Origin of the sequence: Fibrobacter sp. UWB7, from assembly GCF_900142945.1 — a bacterium.
Classification (GTDB): Bacteria; Fibrobacterota; Fibrobacteria; order Fibrobacterales; family Fibrobacteraceae; genus Fibrobacter.
The window spans coordinates 666,024-681,065 of sequence record NZ_FRCO01000001.1 but is presented as its reverse complement, the minus strand read 5'-3'; the positions used below and the strand labels follow the sequence as shown (position 1 = coordinate 681,065).

The window sequence follows — 15,042 nt, the reverse complement described above, 5'->3', positions numbered from 1 at the left end:
TTGATTATAACTGTCCGGGGAGTACTAGCTTTTCCTTAGGTGGGAAGTTTGCTTCGTACTTCTCGAATTCTTCGGGCTTTCGCTCGGTTACGAAATAGCCTTCGGGGTCTTTGTACGAGCCAGTCACTCCGTTCAAGAATCCCTCATCGAGTTCCTTGCACAAGAAGTATGGCGTGTCGCTGTTCGGGTCGTCGGCGTAGCGGATGCCTTTGGTGTAAGCTGGGACGAATCCGCTCTTGCCATAGAATTCGATGTTTCCGACGATGAGCAGGCAACCTGCGCCCATTTGGTGGGCGAGTTCCATGGAATAGTCGAGGAGTGCCTTGCCGTAGCCCTGCCGTTTGTAGTCGGGGTGGATGCTGATGGGCCCGAAGGTCATCATGCGGATTTTGCGTCCGTCGTCGGCGTCGATTTTCGACCACGCGTACATTACGTGTCCGATAATTTGTCCGTCAACTTCCATGACGAGCGAGAGTTCCGGGATAAAGCTTGGATCGTTCCTGTAATGGTGGAGGACAAAATGCTCCACGCAGCCGGGACGGTAAACGTTCCAGAATGCTTCTCGGGTGAGATTTTCGACGATTTTAAAGTCGCGCGGTTGTTCCGTGCGGATATTGTATTTTTTCATTGTTTATCTCCAAAATTTTTGTGTGAATCGGCACAATCACCTTGGAAGACCGCCTTGAAAACATTTGTCTTCCAAGGCACTAAACAATGAACCAATATTTACTAGATAACATCCAGCCTCTGATAAAAGTGATACCCTAAATATACATAGTTTTGCCGTGTTTAGGAATTTTTTACGAGGAAATTTTTCGGAAAAATCTAAATTTCAATGTTAGTATATAAGGATTTTTTGAAAATGAAAAATATTTCCGCAAAGTATCTTGTGAGTGCCCTTTTTGTCGGGCTTTGCATGTTTGCCGGTTGTGGCGACGATTCGTCTAGCGCGCTTCCTGTAGCGCCGAATACGGGGGCTGTTTCTTCGTCTAGTGCAGATCTGCCGCAAAGTGAGCCTGTCGAATCTTCTTCTAGCGAAAATATTGCTTCTAGTCCGGCATCGAGTTCCTCGGTTGTGAATTCTGGTGTTCCGGCAAGTTCGTCTGATGTTGCTGTCCAGTCTAGTTCCGGCGCGACCCCTGTTGTAAATGGTCCGTTTACCTTTGCAACGACTCCGGGTGCACTCGCTGTTGCTGCCGATGCTGATGGCTTCTATGACATGGGCGATATCTACAAGGCTGCCCCCAAGACGAGCAAGATTGCTTTTGTGATTCGCCATTCTAAGCGCCAAAAGAGCACGGGCACGGAATCGCAGTTGACTCCGATTGGCATCCAGATGGCGCAGACGCTTGGTACAAAGCTTGTGGGTGATGATGCTTTCTACTATGCTTCAACGGACTTTATCCGCACGCGTGAAACTTGCAAGAACATTGCAGCTGGTCGTGGCGAAACTGATGTCGAAGTTGTGACGTGGGATGGCATTAACGGTGGTTATTTCTTGACGGTTCCGTCCGATACGTTGGATGCGGTTGTCTCTAAATATGGTGGAAACCCGAAGTATATTGCACAGTATTCTTATGGTGTTCCTTTCTCTAACGCTGTCGTTGCTGCAACCATTCCGTCTTATTTCTACGATTTATTCGAACGCGGAAACCAGTTCGTGAACGAAGTTATTGTGGCGAACATGCCGAGCTGGAAGCGCGTGAGCGTGCTTGTAAGCCATGACATGCTTGTTGAACCGCTTATTGCATTTGTCTCTAACAGAACCATCAACTTGAAGGTGTTTGAAAATCCGTTCCGCTGGGTCAATTACCTGTCGGGTATCGCTGTGATTGTTGACGAAGCTGGTGCTGTAACGGCTCTCCCGGTTCGTGGCGATGAAGTCGGTTGGATGGTGCCGAGAGACGAAGTGGACGAATCTGCTCAATGAGAATAGCGCTCCTCGGTTCTACAGGTCTTGTTGGAAAAAATGTCGCTCAGCTGTTAGCCCGGTTGGACGAGGTTGATAGTGTTTATTGCCCGGTGCGTTCGGTCCCAGACTTGAATGCGCTGGGCATTTTTAATGGCGTATCGAAGTTCAATTTTGAGACGGTGGATTTTGATGCCCTTTTGAGTGCAAAGCCCGAAGAGCAATGGGTATCTAACGTTTGCAAAAACTTTGCCGGTTGCGATGCCGTGATTTGCTGCCTGGGAACGACGCTAAAGCAGGCGGGGAGTAAACCTGCCCAAGAAAAGGTCGATTTGCGTTTGCCGCTCACGCTTGCGGCTCTTGCAAGGCGTCAGGGCGTCAAGCATTTCCTGTGTGTGAGTGCTATGGGGGCAAATTCGCATTCGCCGTTCTTCTATAATCGCCTGAAGGGGCAACTCGAAGAAGGTCTCACGATGATGGGTTTTGAATCGCTCACGCTCGTGCGTCCGTCGTTGCTTTTGGGCAAACACAAGGATAAACGTTTTGGCGAAGGGCTGTTGCAAAAACTTTTTGGGGCGCATCCGGAATGGGTGCCGGCGCATTTCCGTCCGGTGCGTGCGGAGACTGTTGCCGCGCATCTCGTGGCAAACATGCTCAAGCCTCCCGTGGACCACATTTGCGCAACCGATGGTGTAAAAGGCAAACGCATCGTCTATAACCGCCAACTCCGCGTATAGAAGAAAATTTTTAATTTTTATAAAAATTCTAACGGAGGTCTTATGACGATTGTCGTCTTTATCCTTTATTTGCTGATGATGCTTGGCATCGGAGCATATTTCTCTCGCAAGGCGAACAGCCTGAACGCCTATTACCTCGGTAACCGCGGCATGAACAAGTGGGTGGTCGCCATGTCCGCCCAGGCGTCCGACATGAGCGGCTGGATGCTGATGGGCCTTCCGGGCGCCGTGTTCGTGAGCGGTTTTTCCGAAGCTTGGATCGGTATCGGCCTTGTGGTCGGTACGTACTTCAACTGGAAAATCGTCGGTCGCAGACTCCGCAAGTACAGCCATTTCTGCGGCGACTCGATTACTCTCCCGGACTTTTTCTCGAACCGTTTCCGCGATAACAAGGGCATCATCCGCGTCATCGCCTCGATTTTCATTTTGGCCTTCTTCCTTTTCTATACGGTCTCGGGCTTTGTCGCTAGCGCAAAACTCTTCAGCACCATCTTTGGTATGGATTACACCACGGGCCTCATTCTCGGTGCTATCGTGGTCGTGAGCTACACATTCATGGGTGGCTTTTTTGCCGTTTGCTGGACTGACTTTATCCAGGCTTCGATGATGCTTATCGCCGTCCTCGTGATTCCGCTGATGATCATGAGCGGCTCGGGCGGTTTTGCCTCGACGATGGATGCGGTGAATGCCCAGAATCCGTACTTGATGAGCCTTTTCACGAACGCAACGACGGGCAAGTCCATTGGCCTTATCGCGTTGATTTCTAGCCTCTCGTGGGGCCTTGGCTATTTTGGCATGCCGCACATTCTCGTGCGCTTTATGTCCATCAAGAACGCTGAAGAAATCAAGGATTCTCGCCGTATCGCTATGACTTGGGTGATTATCTGCCTTGCTGCAGTCGTGATGATTGCACTCCTCGGCCGCTATTACGTGACGGCTCACGGCATCACCGTTGATGACCCGGAACGCATTTTCATGGTCCTCTGCCAGGCTCTTTGCCATCCGGCGATTGCCGCCATCCTCATGGCAGCCATCCTCGCTGCCATTATGAGTACTGCCGACTCCCAGCTTCTCGTGTCTGCTTCTGCTTTCAGTAACGACCTTTACAAGCACTTGTTCCGCAAGAACGCAAGCAACAAGGAAGTGATGTGGGTGAGCCGTGGCGTGGTCGTAGTGATTACGCTTATTGCTGTGCTTGTCGCTATGCAGGGCGCTCCGAGTGCCGATGGAGTGAAGCACGGTAAGAGCTTCCTTGACGTGGTGATGAGCCTCGTGAGCTTTGCTTGGGGAGGTTTTGGTGCGACGTTTGGACCGATTATGTTGCTCGCCCTCTTCTGGAAGCGCACGACTCTCGCTGGCGCTGTCAGCGGTATGCTCGTGGGCGGACTTACGACGTTTATCTGGAAATTCTACCTCTCCGGATTCTCCGCTGAAATCTTCCAGATTTACGAACTCGTACCGGGCTTTATCCTCTCCTTCGTGACAATCGTCGTCGTGAGCCTCTTGACCAAGGAACCCTCTGCCGAAATCCAGCTGGAATTTGACCGCGTGGAAAGCACGAGACTTTCTGACATTAAACTATAAGTTGACAAATGCGTCAGGCGAGCGAAGCGTCAATGCTTGCATTGACATTTCCGAGCCTAGCATTTGGTACTTGAGCGTAGCGAAAGTACAAAGCACTCGCTTGAGCGATATGAAGCTGTAATAAGTCAATTGTCATTGTTTTGTACAGAGCCAGTCACAAATGTGACTGGTTTTTGTGTTTTGTTAGATTGTTTGTGATTTTGAACAAAAAAACTTTTCCGCAGGTTGTCTGCTTTTGTAATTTCGCCATCAAATGATGATCAATCGATTTTCATTGCGAACAATTTCTACGGAGGTATTGTATGTTCAAAAAATTAGTTCTCGCGGCTGCGTTTTGTGCAACTGCAAGTTTTGCGACTTGGGATAAATTCCCTGTCCTTGAAGATCACAAGGGCGAAACTGTGGTTGGAATAGGCTTTGACTATGAGGGCTCTAGTGAACTCATGCTGCTCAAGCCTTATTTAGGCTCCCGTTTTACGGTTGCACCGAATTTGGAATTGGCAGTGTTGCTCCCGTACTATGTGAATTTGAGCGAAATTTTGTGCACGCGCTATGTGAATTTGGATAAGAATAACGGACTTGGAAATCCAGAACTTATGGCGCGATACCAGATTACGCCTTTTTTGAACGTGTTCTTGGATGTCCTGGTTCCTGTAAACCAAAGCTACGAATATTACGATGTGTGGGTTTTGAGTTTTGGTGCTCAATTTTCTAAAAATTTTGGAATTGTTGATTTCGGCTCGGAATTGGGCCTCTCTGTAAACGTGGAGACCGATGATGATTTTTCTGTTCCGTTGAGATTGAATTTTGGTGCTGAGGCTGATTTTAAGTTGAACATTCCTTTGACTCCGTTTGTCGGCGCTGATGCTCTGGTGCTAATGGGGCATGTTACTGGGAAAAACGAGGCTGGAGAAAAATACGACGACAATCTTACGGGTGAATTTGCTGTTTACCCCTATGTCGGTTTAAAGTATGCGATTACCCCGAATGTCGTTTTGCAGGCATCCGCAAAGACAGCGGTGGGCAAAAGCGTTGTAATCGGAGAAGATACTCCGTTTATGGCTGATCTAAAACTTAAAATGGCGATTTAATAAATTGGATGGGGGAGGTTTCCCCCTGATTGCAGCCCCGGCTCGCCGGGTCTTCCATCACCCCTTCTAACGGGCTTCAGACGCCAGCCCGTAACGCCTGGCTCCTGATAACAAAACAAAAGAAGACGCTTTGCAGCGTCTTTTTTTTAGAGCGGGAAAAGGGACTCGGACCCTCGACCCCGACCTTGGCAAGGTCGTGCTCTACCAACTGAGCTATTCCCGCGAGGACAGCCCATATATAGAAATAAAATTTGTAATTATAAAGGGGTGAGAGCCGAAAAAAGTGAAATTTTTTTGTTAAAGAGAGGGGCGTGCATCTTGTTGATTCGTCGCACCCCTCTTCTCGGGTCCTCGTCCAAATTACGATATAAAAAAAGAAAACCACCTTTGTAGGTGGTTTATCTTTTTTAGAGCGGGAAAAGGGAATGATTCGTCGTCAGTCACCCGTGCTAAGGCACGGGCTGACTCCTCACCCTTACGGGCTTATCGCTACGCGATAATTCCTAAACAACTCGTACGCACTTCGTGCATCTCGTTGTTTAGTCGGCCCCTCTTCTCGGGTCCTCGTCCAGATTACGATACAAAAAAGAAAACCACCTTTGTAGGTGGTTTTTCTTTTTTAGAGCGGGAAAAGGGACTCGGACCCTCGACCCCGACCTTGGCAAGGTCGTGCTCTACCAACTGAGCTATTCCCGCGAGGACAGCCCATATATAGAAATAAAATTTGTAATTATAAAGGGGTGAGAGCCGAAAAAAGTGAAATTTTTTTTGTTACGATAAAAAAAAGAAAACCACCTTTGCAGGTGGTTTTTCTAGAGCGGGAAAGGGAATGATTCGTCGTCAGTCACCCGTGCTAAGGCACGGGCTGACTCCTCACCCTTACGGGCTTATCGCTACGCGATAATTCCTAAACAACTCGTACGCACTTCGTGCATCTCGTTGTTTAGTCGGCCCCTCTTCTCGGGTCCTCGTCCAAATTACGATATAAAAAAAGAGAAACCACCTTTGTAGGTGGTTTTTTCTTTTTTAGAGCGGGAAAAGGGACTCGGACCCTCGACCCCGACCTTGGCAAGGTCGTGCTCTACCAACTGAGCTATTCCCGCGAGGGTGACCCAATTATAAAAATAAAAATTCCGATTGTAAAGGGGGTAGGACGAAAAAAGTTATATTTTTGCGGAAAAATTTCGTTTATTGTAGTTCTATGTTCGGTATTTATATTCACGTTCCGTTTTGCGCGAAGATTTGCGATTATTGCGACTTCCGCGTGATGCCTGCGAATGCTCGACTGTTCGAGGAGTATGTTGGCTTGTTGGAGCGTGAAATCCGTGCTTTTGCGGCGGCACATCCTGTATTACATTCGGGATCTCCTCAAAACGTTCTTTCGCAAGCACGAACGCTTTATCTTGGCGGCGGGACGCCGTCGATTTTGCCGAGCGCGTGTCTGGAGCGAATTTTCGCTGTACTTGGTGAATGTGGCGTTCGCGTAGATGCTCTCGATGAAGTCTCGATGGAATTCAATCCAGAATCGTGTACCGAAGAATCTGTGCGGACGGCGCTCTTGTGCGGTGTGCGGCGCTTTAGTCTTGGACTCCAGACGTTTTCGCAGTCGCTGCTGGACCGCATTGGCCGCAGGCACACTGTAGAACGCGGCTTTGAAGCGCTTCGCTTGTTGACATCGCTTCCTCAGGCAAAAGTCTCGGCAGACTTGATGTTTGATTTGCCTGGGCAATCGCTAGATTCTTTCTTGAAAGATGTGGACCGCTTGTCGAATTTTCCGCTTGGGCATTTGAGCTTTTACGGATTGAATGTGGGCGAGAGGACGCTTTTGGGCAGTCGTGTATCGCGTGGCGAAGAAAAAATTGACGAGAGTTTGTACGAGCCGATGTATCTTGGTGGTGTCGAGATTCTTGAGGAAAAAGGCTTCTCGCGTTACGAGGTCTCGAATTTTGCAAAGCCTGGCGATGAAAGCTTGCACAACATGAACTACTGGAATCGTGGCGAGTACATTGGCTTTGGTCCGGGTGCGCACAGCTACTTTGACGGTCGCCGTTTCTGCGCTCCAGAGATGTATCCGCGTTGGCGCGATTACGTGAATGCGGGTTCGCCTGATGCATCCCTGACTTACGACGATCTAGATGAAGATGACATCCTGACGGAGCGCGTATGGCTCTCGCTGCGCCAACGCTCTGGTCTCGACCTGAACGCGCTTGCTGCTGATGGAATTTCTGTTTCGCCGGAAGGCTATGAGCAATGGGTCAAGAAAGGTTTTGCGACGCTCGATGGCGGAATCCTCAAACTTGTTGGCCGTGGCTGGATTTTCATGGACGGCGTCGTGACTGACGTGCTGAACGCCTGCCGATAGCTCTTTCCCCTAAAAAGAGAAGCCCGCTTGCGCAAGCGGGCTTGAAAAAGTTTTGTGTTTTGAGCGAGGCTCTTGGCTTGTTACTTATTAATCGCAGCCAAGAATGCGTCCTTCTTTTCTTGCAAGAAGTCCTTGCTGTTGTACTTGCGGATACGGCGGAGAGCCTGGTCGCGCAACTGACGCACACGTTCGTGGGAGATGTTCATGGATTCGCCCACTTCGCGGAGAGTCTGCGGAGCTTCCTGGTTGATGCCGAAAATGCCGGTGATGACTCGGGCTTCGCGTTCCGGGAGCTGTTCCATGAGGTCACGAGCCAAAGCTTCGACGCTCTGGATTTCGGAATCGGCTTCCGGGTTCGATGCTCCACTGTCCGGGAGGACTTCGGCGTAAGTAGCCTTGGAGTCAGCCTTGAGCGGGCTATCGAACGAAACACCGCGCTGACCGATCTGGATCAATTCACGGATTTCTTCGTTGATTTCTTTACCGCGGGATTGTTCGTGCAAAGCCTTACGCACGCGGAGGTGCTGGTTTGCCGGCAAGCGGATGAGGTTGCCCTGTTCGTTAATGGCACGGGTAATATATGCCTTGATCCACCAAACGCCGTAACTGATGAATTTAAGACCACGGGTGTGTTCGAAGGATTCGATTGCGCGGACGAGACCCATAGCGCCTTCGCTGACCAAGTCCGGAAGCGGAATCGGGCAGCCACGGTACTGGATGGCGACTTTGAGCACAAAACGCATGTTTGCAGAAATCAGTTTTTTACGGGCGATTTTGTCGCCTTCTTTAGCTTTCTGGAAAAGAATCTGTTCTTCTTCGCGTGATAGGGGTGCGGTACGACGGATGTCTTCTAGGTATCTTTTGAGAGTGGTATCGGTAGAATCAATATGCATTTTAAAAACCTTGCCCTTATAATATCGCTTTTTTAAAGCAAGTTGCGTGCCAATTGTGTAAAATTTTCCAAATTTTTTACAAAAAGTCCTTTAAATGTCGGTTTCGCGGTTTTCGGAGCCGTGGATGTCCAATATTTTTGTCGTAATTTTGTAAAATTGTCGTAAAAATATAACAAATTTTTCAAAACGTGACAATTTGAACGTGGCAATCTGCTCTAGCCGAATAGAAAATGTAAAGTCGTGTGTTTCATTTTGGAATACACCATTGACCAATGACTACTGACTAATAACCCACTTCTAACTTCCTATTTCCTACTTCCTACTCTCATTTTTTCATATATTATCCCCGTTATGTCAATAAAAGAGCCCGATCAATCCGTATGGAACCGTTTTTGGCAGCGCAAGAACGACATGGACAAAGTCTATCCGTCTTCGCCGTCTATTATAGAAGCTATTAAGAAGAATTTTAAGCTCGAGGGCCTGAAGGTGCTTGAGGTCGGTGCAGGTACCGGTCGCGACAGTGCCGAACTCGCTCGTTTGGGCGCCGATGTCTATGTTCTCGATTTTGCCGACAATAGCTTGAAAATTGTCAATTCGCTCCGCGAGAGTGAAGGTCTCAAGAATTTGCACTTGGTTCGTGGCGACGCTTTCAAGTCCCCGTTCCCGGATAATACTTTTGACCTGGTGTTTCATCAGGGCTTGGCCGAACATTTCAAGGATTCGCTCCCGCTCTTGCAAGAGAACTTCCGCATCGTCAAGCACGGTGGTTGCTGCCTTTGCGATGTCCCGCAGACGGTCCACCCGTACACGATTATCAAGCATATCCTGATTGCGCTCGACAAGTGGTTTGCCGGTTGGGAAAAGCAGTTCACGATGGGTCAGCTCAAGACGCTTATGCGTGACGCTGGTTTTGAATGTGTCTATGCCTATGGCGACTGGATGCGCCCGAATCTTTACTATCGCATTCTGCGCGAACTCTGCTTCAAGTTCGGTATTGAACTCCCGAAGTATCCGCTCGATGGAACGGCCTACCAGAAGATTAAGGACAAGATTTTGGATAGCCTCCAGTCCGTGCCGGTGATGCACTACACGCAGCTTTGCATTGGCGTGATCGGTCGTAAGCCTTAGGTGATTGCTTGAAAATTCTCGTCGTAAATTACCGGGATCGCATGCATCCGGCTGCCGGCGGCGCCGAAAAGCATTTGCATCGCATTTTCGGAAAGATTGTAGAAATGGGCCACACGGTGGTCCTGTTTACGACGTCGTTTCCGGGCGCGAAGGAACGCGAAGTTGTCGATGGAATTCAGGTCATCCGCAAGGGTGGCGATTTGATGTTCCTGCTCACGGTGGCATTGAATCTGAAAAAGCTTGACCGCGAATTCAACTTTGACGTTGTTGTTGAAGATTTGAACAAGTTACCGGTCTTTGCCCACTGGTTCGTCCGCAAACCGCTCCTGGTGCAGATGCATCACTTGTGGCGCAAGTCGATTTTTGCCGAAGCGATTTTCCCGATTGCGTTTATGGTTTGGTTCTTTGAGCGGATTATCCCGTTCTTTTACCGTACACAGCCGTTTGTCGTGGTGAGCCCGAGTACAAAAAAAGAACTCGCTGAAATTGGCGTGGATGAAAGCAGAATTTCCGTGATATATAACGGTTCTGAAAAGCCGAATTTCCCGGGATGCGCGGACCTCGCGACAGGTACTGCAGAATCTAGTGAGATTGCGGCGAATCCCGCAACGAGTGCGGTGAATCCGTATTTCATTTGGCTTTCGCGTGTGCACCGTTATAAGGGGATTTGGACGGCGCTTGAAGCGTTTGAGAAATTCTCGAAGTCACACCCTGAAGTCAAGCTGTATGTCGTGGGCGGTGGTCCGCTTTTGAAAAAGCTTCCGGCCTGGATTAAATCGCACGGCCTGGATGGCAAGGTGGAACTGACTGGTTTTGTTCTTGCCGCTCGCAAGTACGAATTGCTTTCGTCTTCGCTTGCACTGTTGCAGACGAGCTACAAGGAAGGCTGGGGCCTTACTGTGATGGAAGCGGCGCAGCTCTGCAAGACGACGATTGCGTCGGATGTGCCGGGACTCTGCGATAGCGTCCGTGACGGCGAGACGGGAATCCTGTTCCCGTCGGGAGATGCTGCCGCGTGCGCTTCTGCCATGGAAAAAATTTATAGCGATGCTGAACTGCGCGCAAGTCTTGGCAAGAATGCCAAGCGTTATGCCGAATCGTTCAGCTGGGAAAATTCTGCCCGCGAAACGTTGGAATTGTTGGAACGTACGGTTGATTGGAGCGTACGAAAATGATGTTGAATCCGAAGCTCAAATCGGTAATTGTTTTTTGCTTAAAGCTGGTGGTAACGCTCGTTCCTGCTTACTTTGTCTATCGTAACATTGTGAGCGACCCGGAATGGGATGTTGGCGACCTCTATAACTTGTTCAAGAAAAACAGCGTTTTCCCGCTTGTGCTTGCGCTCCTTTGCCTCGCGGTTTCGAATTTTACTGCTTGCCTCCAGTGGAAGCTCTTGCTCGAAAAGCAGGGCGTTCGCCTCAAGTACGCTAGGCTCCTCAAGCTTTATCACGTGGGACTGTTCTTCAACAATTTTATGCCGGGGAACGTCGGCGGTGACGTCAAGAAGGTTTACGACATCCGCGTGCAGGGCGGGCAAGATACGGTTGGCGCGGGCTTTACGGCGACGGTGTTTGACCGCTTGTTTGGACTTTTCTTTATCACGTTGTTTGCTCTTGGCGTGGGCGCCTTGTTCTTTATACACGATCCGGAACAGCGTGCGTTCATGTGGCCGTCCGTCTGGATTTTCCTTGGCTTCTGTGTGATGTTTGCAGGACTTTTGAGCCGTCGCATAGGCAAGTTCTTCTGCCGCATGGCAGGGAAGGTGCTGCCCGAGAAATTTGAGACGCGACTCCTCCGCATGTTTGACCGTTTCCAAAAGTTCCGTTCAAAAAAACTCTGGATTAACATCATTTGCCTTTCGATGGTCACGCAGTCGCTCCGCATCTTTGTGCACTTTTTCTGCGGAATTGCGGTGGGCGTGAACCTCTCGATGTCTTGGTACTTCTATTACATTCCGCTTGTCGCTATTGTGAGTGCGCTCCCGATTTCGATTGGCGGTTTTGGTCCACGTGAATTTTTGGCACAGTCGCTTTTTGCGCGTGCAGGCGTGCCTGGACTTGAATCGGTTGTGATACAGTTGCTCGCTTATTTTGTAAGTTTGATTTTGAGCTTGTTCGGGGCGGTTGCGTTTTTGGTGGGGCAGAAGCCTATGCCGGTAGACTCCGCGAAAGGTCATCCTGGAGCGTAGCGACGGGATCAATAGTTTGCTATATCCGTTACTTATATCCTTTGCTATATGAACTTCGCGCTTAAGGGGCGCAAAATAAAAAATGGATGTAGAAAGTCTTTTGGTCGGGCTGAACTCCGACCAACGTGTAGCGGTACTCCACGATCATGAAAAGAACGGACAACTTTTAATTCTAGCAGGGGCAGGCTCGGGAAAGACTTCGGTCTTGACCAAGCGAATCCAGTACCGGATTATGTCGGGCATTGAGCCGGAGAAAATCTTGGCGCTCACGTTCACGGCGAAGGCGGCTGCTGAAATGCGGGACCGTGTGCAAAAGCTCTTCCCGAATGCGGGGGTGCGGCTCTGCACGTTCCACTCGCTCGCACTGTTTATCCTCAAGTCGAAAGTGCCGGCAGCGGACTCTTGTGGTTTTTGCCCAGCGTACGAACTTGTCGGATTCAAGAAAATGCCGGTCCCGACGGAATCGGCGGACAAGACTTTTATGCAGGAACTCGCGAAAGTCGGCGGTCGAAAATTCCGCTTTTCTCGCGAAGAGCTTTTCTCGGATGCACATCCCGCGAAGCTCCTCAAAAAACTTGAGCCATTGCGCAATCGCATTTTGGAATCGGGGCAAGTTGTCTTCGAAGACCTCATCTACCAGGCAATTAATCTGCTCGAAAATCATGAGTCGGCGCGCGCATATTTCCAAAATCAATGGACGGAAATCCTTGTCGATGAATACCAGGACATCAACCCGTCGCAGTATCGGCTTGTCAAGGCTCTGCTGGGTGAGCGCAAGTCGCTGTTTGTTGTGGGCGATGATGACCAGGCTATTTATGGATTCCGTGGGGCCGATATCGGGAATATCAACCGTTTCCGCGATGACTTCAAGGAGAGCTCTCTGATTCGCTTGGAATGGAATTATCGTTCGGTCGCGAACATTTTACATTTTTCGAATAGGATTTTTGAAAACAAGCCTATCCACTTGCGGAAGGTCTTGCGTGCGGGTAATATGAATGGTTCGGGTGGCTCGCCGATTTTTAAGGAAAACCGTGAACCCGAAATCTGGGTGAGTGAAGACCCTGTCGAAGAAATGCAAAAAATCATCACGAGCATCAAGTTGCTCCGTGAAAGTTATGACCTCCAATGGAAAAACTTTGCAATCCTCGTGCGCTATAATAGGCAACGCCTATATTACGAAGAAGCGCTCCGCGATGCGCATCTCCCGATCGCAGGGACGGTCGTGTCGGAGTCGGGTAACGTAGAGGGGGAGGGCGAAGTCCTTGAAAATGGAATCCATGTGGAAACGGTCCATGCGTCCAAGGGGCTCCAGTATGCGGTGGTCTATTATGCGGGGATGTCCGAGGGGCTTACGCCGGGTTCGTGCTTGGGCACGCGTAAGGAACGTCAAAAACAGCTCGATGAGGAACGCCGATTGTTTTACGTCGGGGTCACGCGGGCTGAATCTTTTTTGGTTTTGCTATATTGCAAACGTAGATATTGGAAAGGGCGCCTGACGAAACTCAAACGGTCTCGTTTTTTGCCCAGGGAAAATTCAAAAACAGAGTGTAATATGCCAGTTATGTTATTTAGGATATATGGAGCGGCAAGAATTTTTGCGTTTATGCTCGAATATATTTTCAAGATTGCATTCATGTACATTTTCCGTCGTAAAGACTTGGATCCTTGGCTTGAAGAAAAGGTGCAGGTCTTCTCCCGCTTCTGCATGAAGGTCTTGCGTGTGGATTTGACGATTGAAGACCAGGCGCAACTTGCGAAAGTGGACTGGACTCGCCCGGTGTTCGTGATGGGCAACCACCGTTCGTACCTGGATATCCCGCTCGCGTTCCTTGCCTTGCAGCGTACTGTGGGCTTTATCGCGAAGACTCAGTTGCGGCGCATCCCGATTCTGAACTTCTGGATGCACAAGCTCGGTTGCGTCTTTATCGACCGTGAAAAGGGCGGCGGCGCCGCGATTATCCAAAAGGCTATCCAGTCGGGCAAGATGCCGAGACTCTTCATTTTCCCGGAAGGCACCCGCAGCAAGCGCGATGGCATGGTCGCTTTCAAGAGCGGTTGCTTTAGACTTGCCGTCGAGGCAAACGCAATTATATTGCCGATGGTCACTCGTGGTTCCGACTTGCTTTGGGAACACCGCAAGGATTCCAAGCATCATCCGGTCAACATCAAGATTCTCGAACCGATAGATACGGTCGAATTCAAGAAAACTCACGGCGGCGATGCGATGGACCCGCGCCATGAACTGCTCCCGTACGTCCGTGGCAAGATGGAAGAAGCTTATGATCGGCGTCTTTGATTCTGGTTTTGGCGGACTTACCATTCTGCAGAAGCTTCGCCACACGCTCCCGCAGTACGATTACCTGTATTTGGGGGATAACGCTCGTGCACCGTATGGCTCCCGCAGTTTCGAGACGATTTACCGCTACACGCTCCAGTCCGTGCGTGAACTTTTCCACCGCGGATGCCCGCTGGTGATTCTCGCTTGCAACACGGCATCGGCAAAAGCGCTCCGCAGCATCCAGCAGCAGGTGCTTCCGGTAGAATTCCCGGACCGTCGCGTCTTGGGCATTGTCCGCCCGACCGCCGAAGAGATTGGGAACTTCTCGAAGACGGGGCATATTGGCATTTTTGCCACCGCAGGGACGGTCTCTTCGAACAGCTACGTCCTTGAAATCAGCCACTTTTTCCCGAACTTGAAGGTGACGCAGCACGCCTGCCCGATGTGGGTGCCGCTTGTGGAATACGGCGAACGCGGGACCGAGGGCGCCCGATTCTTCGTGAAAAAAGACGTGGACCAGCTGCTTGCGGCTGACCCTGAAATCGATACCGTTTTACTGGCATGCACGCATTACCCGCTCCTCGAAGAAGAAATTCGGGCCGCACTTCCACCGCACGTCCGCTTGGTGGTCCAGGGCGATATCGTCGCCGACAAGACTTTGGACTACCTCAAACGCCATGTGGACATGGAAAATCGGCTTTCGAAGGGCGGTTCCGTGCATTATTTGACGACCGATACCGCAGAATTCTTCAAAAAAGGCGCTTTTCGCTTTGGAATGGAAAATATTTCGGCGGAGTCGTTGACTTTTTAAGTTGTAAATTGTATTTTGATAATTGTTACTGACGAACCGTACTCGGTCCGCTTGTACTCGT

At 50.0% G+C, this 15,042-nt stretch carries 12 protein-coding genes and 3 tRNA genes; 10 read left to right on the top strand and 5 right to left on the bottom strand.

What is annotated here, in order from left to right; translation table 11 throughout:
• Positions 1-4: 4 nt before the first annotated feature.
• Complete coding sequence (locus BUC30_RS02840; RefSeq protein WP_073423429.1) at positions 5-628, bottom strand: GNAT family N-acetyltransferase; 624 nt, start codon at positions 626-628, stop codon at positions 5-7.
• A 234-nt stretch (positions 629-862) separates the two neighbouring features.
• Here BUC30_RS02840 and BUC30_RS02835 point away from each other — a divergent pair, with 234 nt between their 5' ends.
• From BUC30_RS02835 to BUC30_RS02820, 4 genes are all read left to right on the top strand, one after another.
• Positions 863-1,930, top strand: a complete 1,068-nt coding sequence (locus tag BUC30_RS02835) for a histidine phosphatase family protein (protein ID WP_073423912.1) — start codon at positions 863-865, stop codon at positions 1,928-1,930.
• The gene (locus BUC30_RS02830; protein ID WP_073423428.1) at positions 1,927-2,646 is read left to right on the top strand and encodes an NAD(P)H-binding protein; all 720 of its coding nucleotides are present in this window, start codon (positions 1,927-1,929) and stop codon (positions 2,644-2,646) included. The genes BUC30_RS02835 and BUC30_RS02830 overlap by 4 nt, the downstream gene beginning before the upstream one ends.
• A 42-nt stretch (positions 2,647-2,688) precedes the next feature.
• Positions 2,689-4,230, top strand: coding sequence for a sodium/proline symporter PutP (putP, locus tag BUC30_RS02825; RefSeq protein ID WP_073423427.1), 1,542 nt, complete (start codon positions 2,689-2,691; stop codon positions 4,228-4,230).
• Between the two features lie 302 nt (positions 4,231-4,532).
• On the top strand, positions 4,533-5,321 hold the full coding sequence (locus BUC30_RS02820) for a hypothetical protein (RefSeq protein WP_073423426.1): 789 nt from the start codon (positions 4,533-4,535) through the stop codon (positions 5,319-5,321).
• Between the two features lie 150 nt (positions 5,322-5,471).
• On the opposite strand, the gene BUC30_RS02815 is transcribed toward BUC30_RS02820, so the two are convergent.
• From BUC30_RS02815 to BUC30_RS02805, 3 genes are all read right to left on the bottom strand, one after another.
• A tRNA-Gly gene (locus BUC30_RS02815) sits at positions 5,472-5,544 on the bottom strand.
• Between the two features lie 400 nt (positions 5,545-5,944).
• Positions 5,945-6,017, bottom strand: a tRNA-Gly gene (locus BUC30_RS02810).
• A 334-nt stretch (positions 6,018-6,351) separates the two neighbouring features.
• A tRNA-Gly gene (locus BUC30_RS02805) sits at positions 6,352-6,424 on the bottom strand.
• A 98-nt stretch (positions 6,425-6,522) separates the two neighbouring features.
• On the opposite strand from BUC30_RS02805, the gene BUC30_RS02800 reads away from it, so the two are divergent.
• The gene (locus tag BUC30_RS02800) at positions 6,523-7,683 is read left to right on the top strand and encodes a coproporphyrinogen-III oxidase family protein (RefSeq protein WP_073423425.1); all 1,161 of its coding nucleotides are present in this window, start codon (positions 6,523-6,525) and stop codon (positions 7,681-7,683) included.
• Positions 7,684-7,763: 80 nt separating this feature from the next.
• On the opposite strand, the gene BUC30_RS02795 is transcribed toward BUC30_RS02800, so the two are convergent.
• A complete protein-coding gene (locus BUC30_RS02795; RefSeq protein WP_014545470.1) occupies positions 7,764-8,576 on the bottom strand; it encodes a sigma-70 family RNA polymerase sigma factor in 813 nt (270 codons plus the stop codon).
• 351 nt (positions 8,577-8,927) lie between these two features.
• Between BUC30_RS02795 and BUC30_RS02790 the strand changes: the two genes are divergently transcribed.
• From BUC30_RS02790 to murI, 5 genes are all read left to right on the top strand, one after another.
• Positions 8,928-9,704: a class I SAM-dependent methyltransferase gene (locus tag BUC30_RS02790; RefSeq protein WP_073423424.1), complete on the top strand. Its 777-nt coding sequence runs from the start codon at positions 8,928-8,930 to the stop codon at positions 9,702-9,704.
• An 8-nt stretch (positions 9,705-9,712) separates the two neighbouring features.
• On the top strand, positions 9,713-10,879 hold the full coding sequence (locus BUC30_RS02785; protein WP_073423423.1) for a glycosyltransferase family 4 protein: 1,167 nt from the start codon (positions 9,713-9,715) through the stop codon (positions 10,877-10,879).
• Positions 10,876-11,892, top strand: coding sequence for a lysylphosphatidylglycerol synthase transmembrane domain-containing protein (locus BUC30_RS02780; protein ID WP_073423422.1), 1,017 nt, complete (start codon positions 10,876-10,878; stop codon positions 11,890-11,892). The genes BUC30_RS02785 and BUC30_RS02780 overlap by 4 nt, the downstream gene beginning before the upstream one ends.
• Before the next feature lie 82 nt (positions 11,893-11,974).
• A complete protein-coding gene (locus BUC30_RS02775) occupies positions 11,975-14,188 on the top strand; it encodes a UvrD-helicase domain-containing protein (protein ID WP_073423421.1) in 2,214 nt (737 codons plus the stop codon).
• Positions 14,172-14,981, top strand: a complete 810-nt coding sequence (gene murI / locus BUC30_RS02770; RefSeq protein WP_073423420.1) for a glutamate racemase — start codon at positions 14,172-14,174, stop codon at positions 14,979-14,981. Before BUC30_RS02775 ends, murI begins: the two co-directional genes overlap by 17 nt.
• Positions 14,982-15,042 lie beyond the last annotated feature (61 nt).

Excerpts from the sequence above, each read along its gene's own strand:
- BUC30_RS02840 (WP_073423429.1), bottom strand. The coding sequence starts at position 628 with ATGAAAAAATACAATATCCGCACGGAACAACCGCGCGACTTTAAAATC.
- BUC30_RS02835 (WP_073423912.1), top strand. The coding sequence starts at position 863 with ATGAAAAATATTTCCGCAAAGTATCTTGTGAGTGCCCTTTTTGTCGGG.
- BUC30_RS02830 (WP_073423428.1), top strand. The coding sequence starts at position 1,927 with ATGAGAATAGCGCTCCTCGGTTCTACAGGTCTTGTTGGAAAAAATGTC.
- putP (WP_073423427.1), top strand. The coding sequence starts at position 2,689 with ATGACGATTGTCGTCTTTATCCTTTATTTGCTGATGATGCTTGGCATC.
- BUC30_RS02820 (WP_073423426.1), top strand. The coding sequence starts at position 4,533 with ATGTTCAAAAAATTAGTTCTCGCGGCTGCGTTTTGTGCAACTGCAAGT.
- BUC30_RS02800 (WP_073423425.1), top strand. The coding sequence starts at position 6,523 with ATGTTCGGTATTTATATTCACGTTCCGTTTTGCGCGAAGATTTGCGAT.
- BUC30_RS02795 (WP_014545470.1), bottom strand. The coding sequence starts at position 8,576 with ATGCATATTGATTCTACCGATACCACTCTCAAAAGATACCTAGAAGAC.
- BUC30_RS02790 (WP_073423424.1), top strand. The coding sequence starts at position 8,928 with ATGTCAATAAAAGAGCCCGATCAATCCGTATGGAACCGTTTTTGGCAG.
- BUC30_RS02780 (WP_073423422.1), top strand. The coding sequence starts at position 10,876 with ATGATGTTGAATCCGAAGCTCAAATCGGTAATTGTTTTTTGCTTAAAG.
- BUC30_RS02775 (WP_073423421.1), top strand. The coding sequence starts at position 11,975 with ATGGATGTAGAAAGTCTTTTGGTCGGGCTGAACTCCGACCAACGTGTA.
- murI (WP_073423420.1), top strand. The coding sequence starts at position 14,172 with ATGATCGGCGTCTTTGATTCTGGTTTTGGCGGACTTACCATTCTGCAG.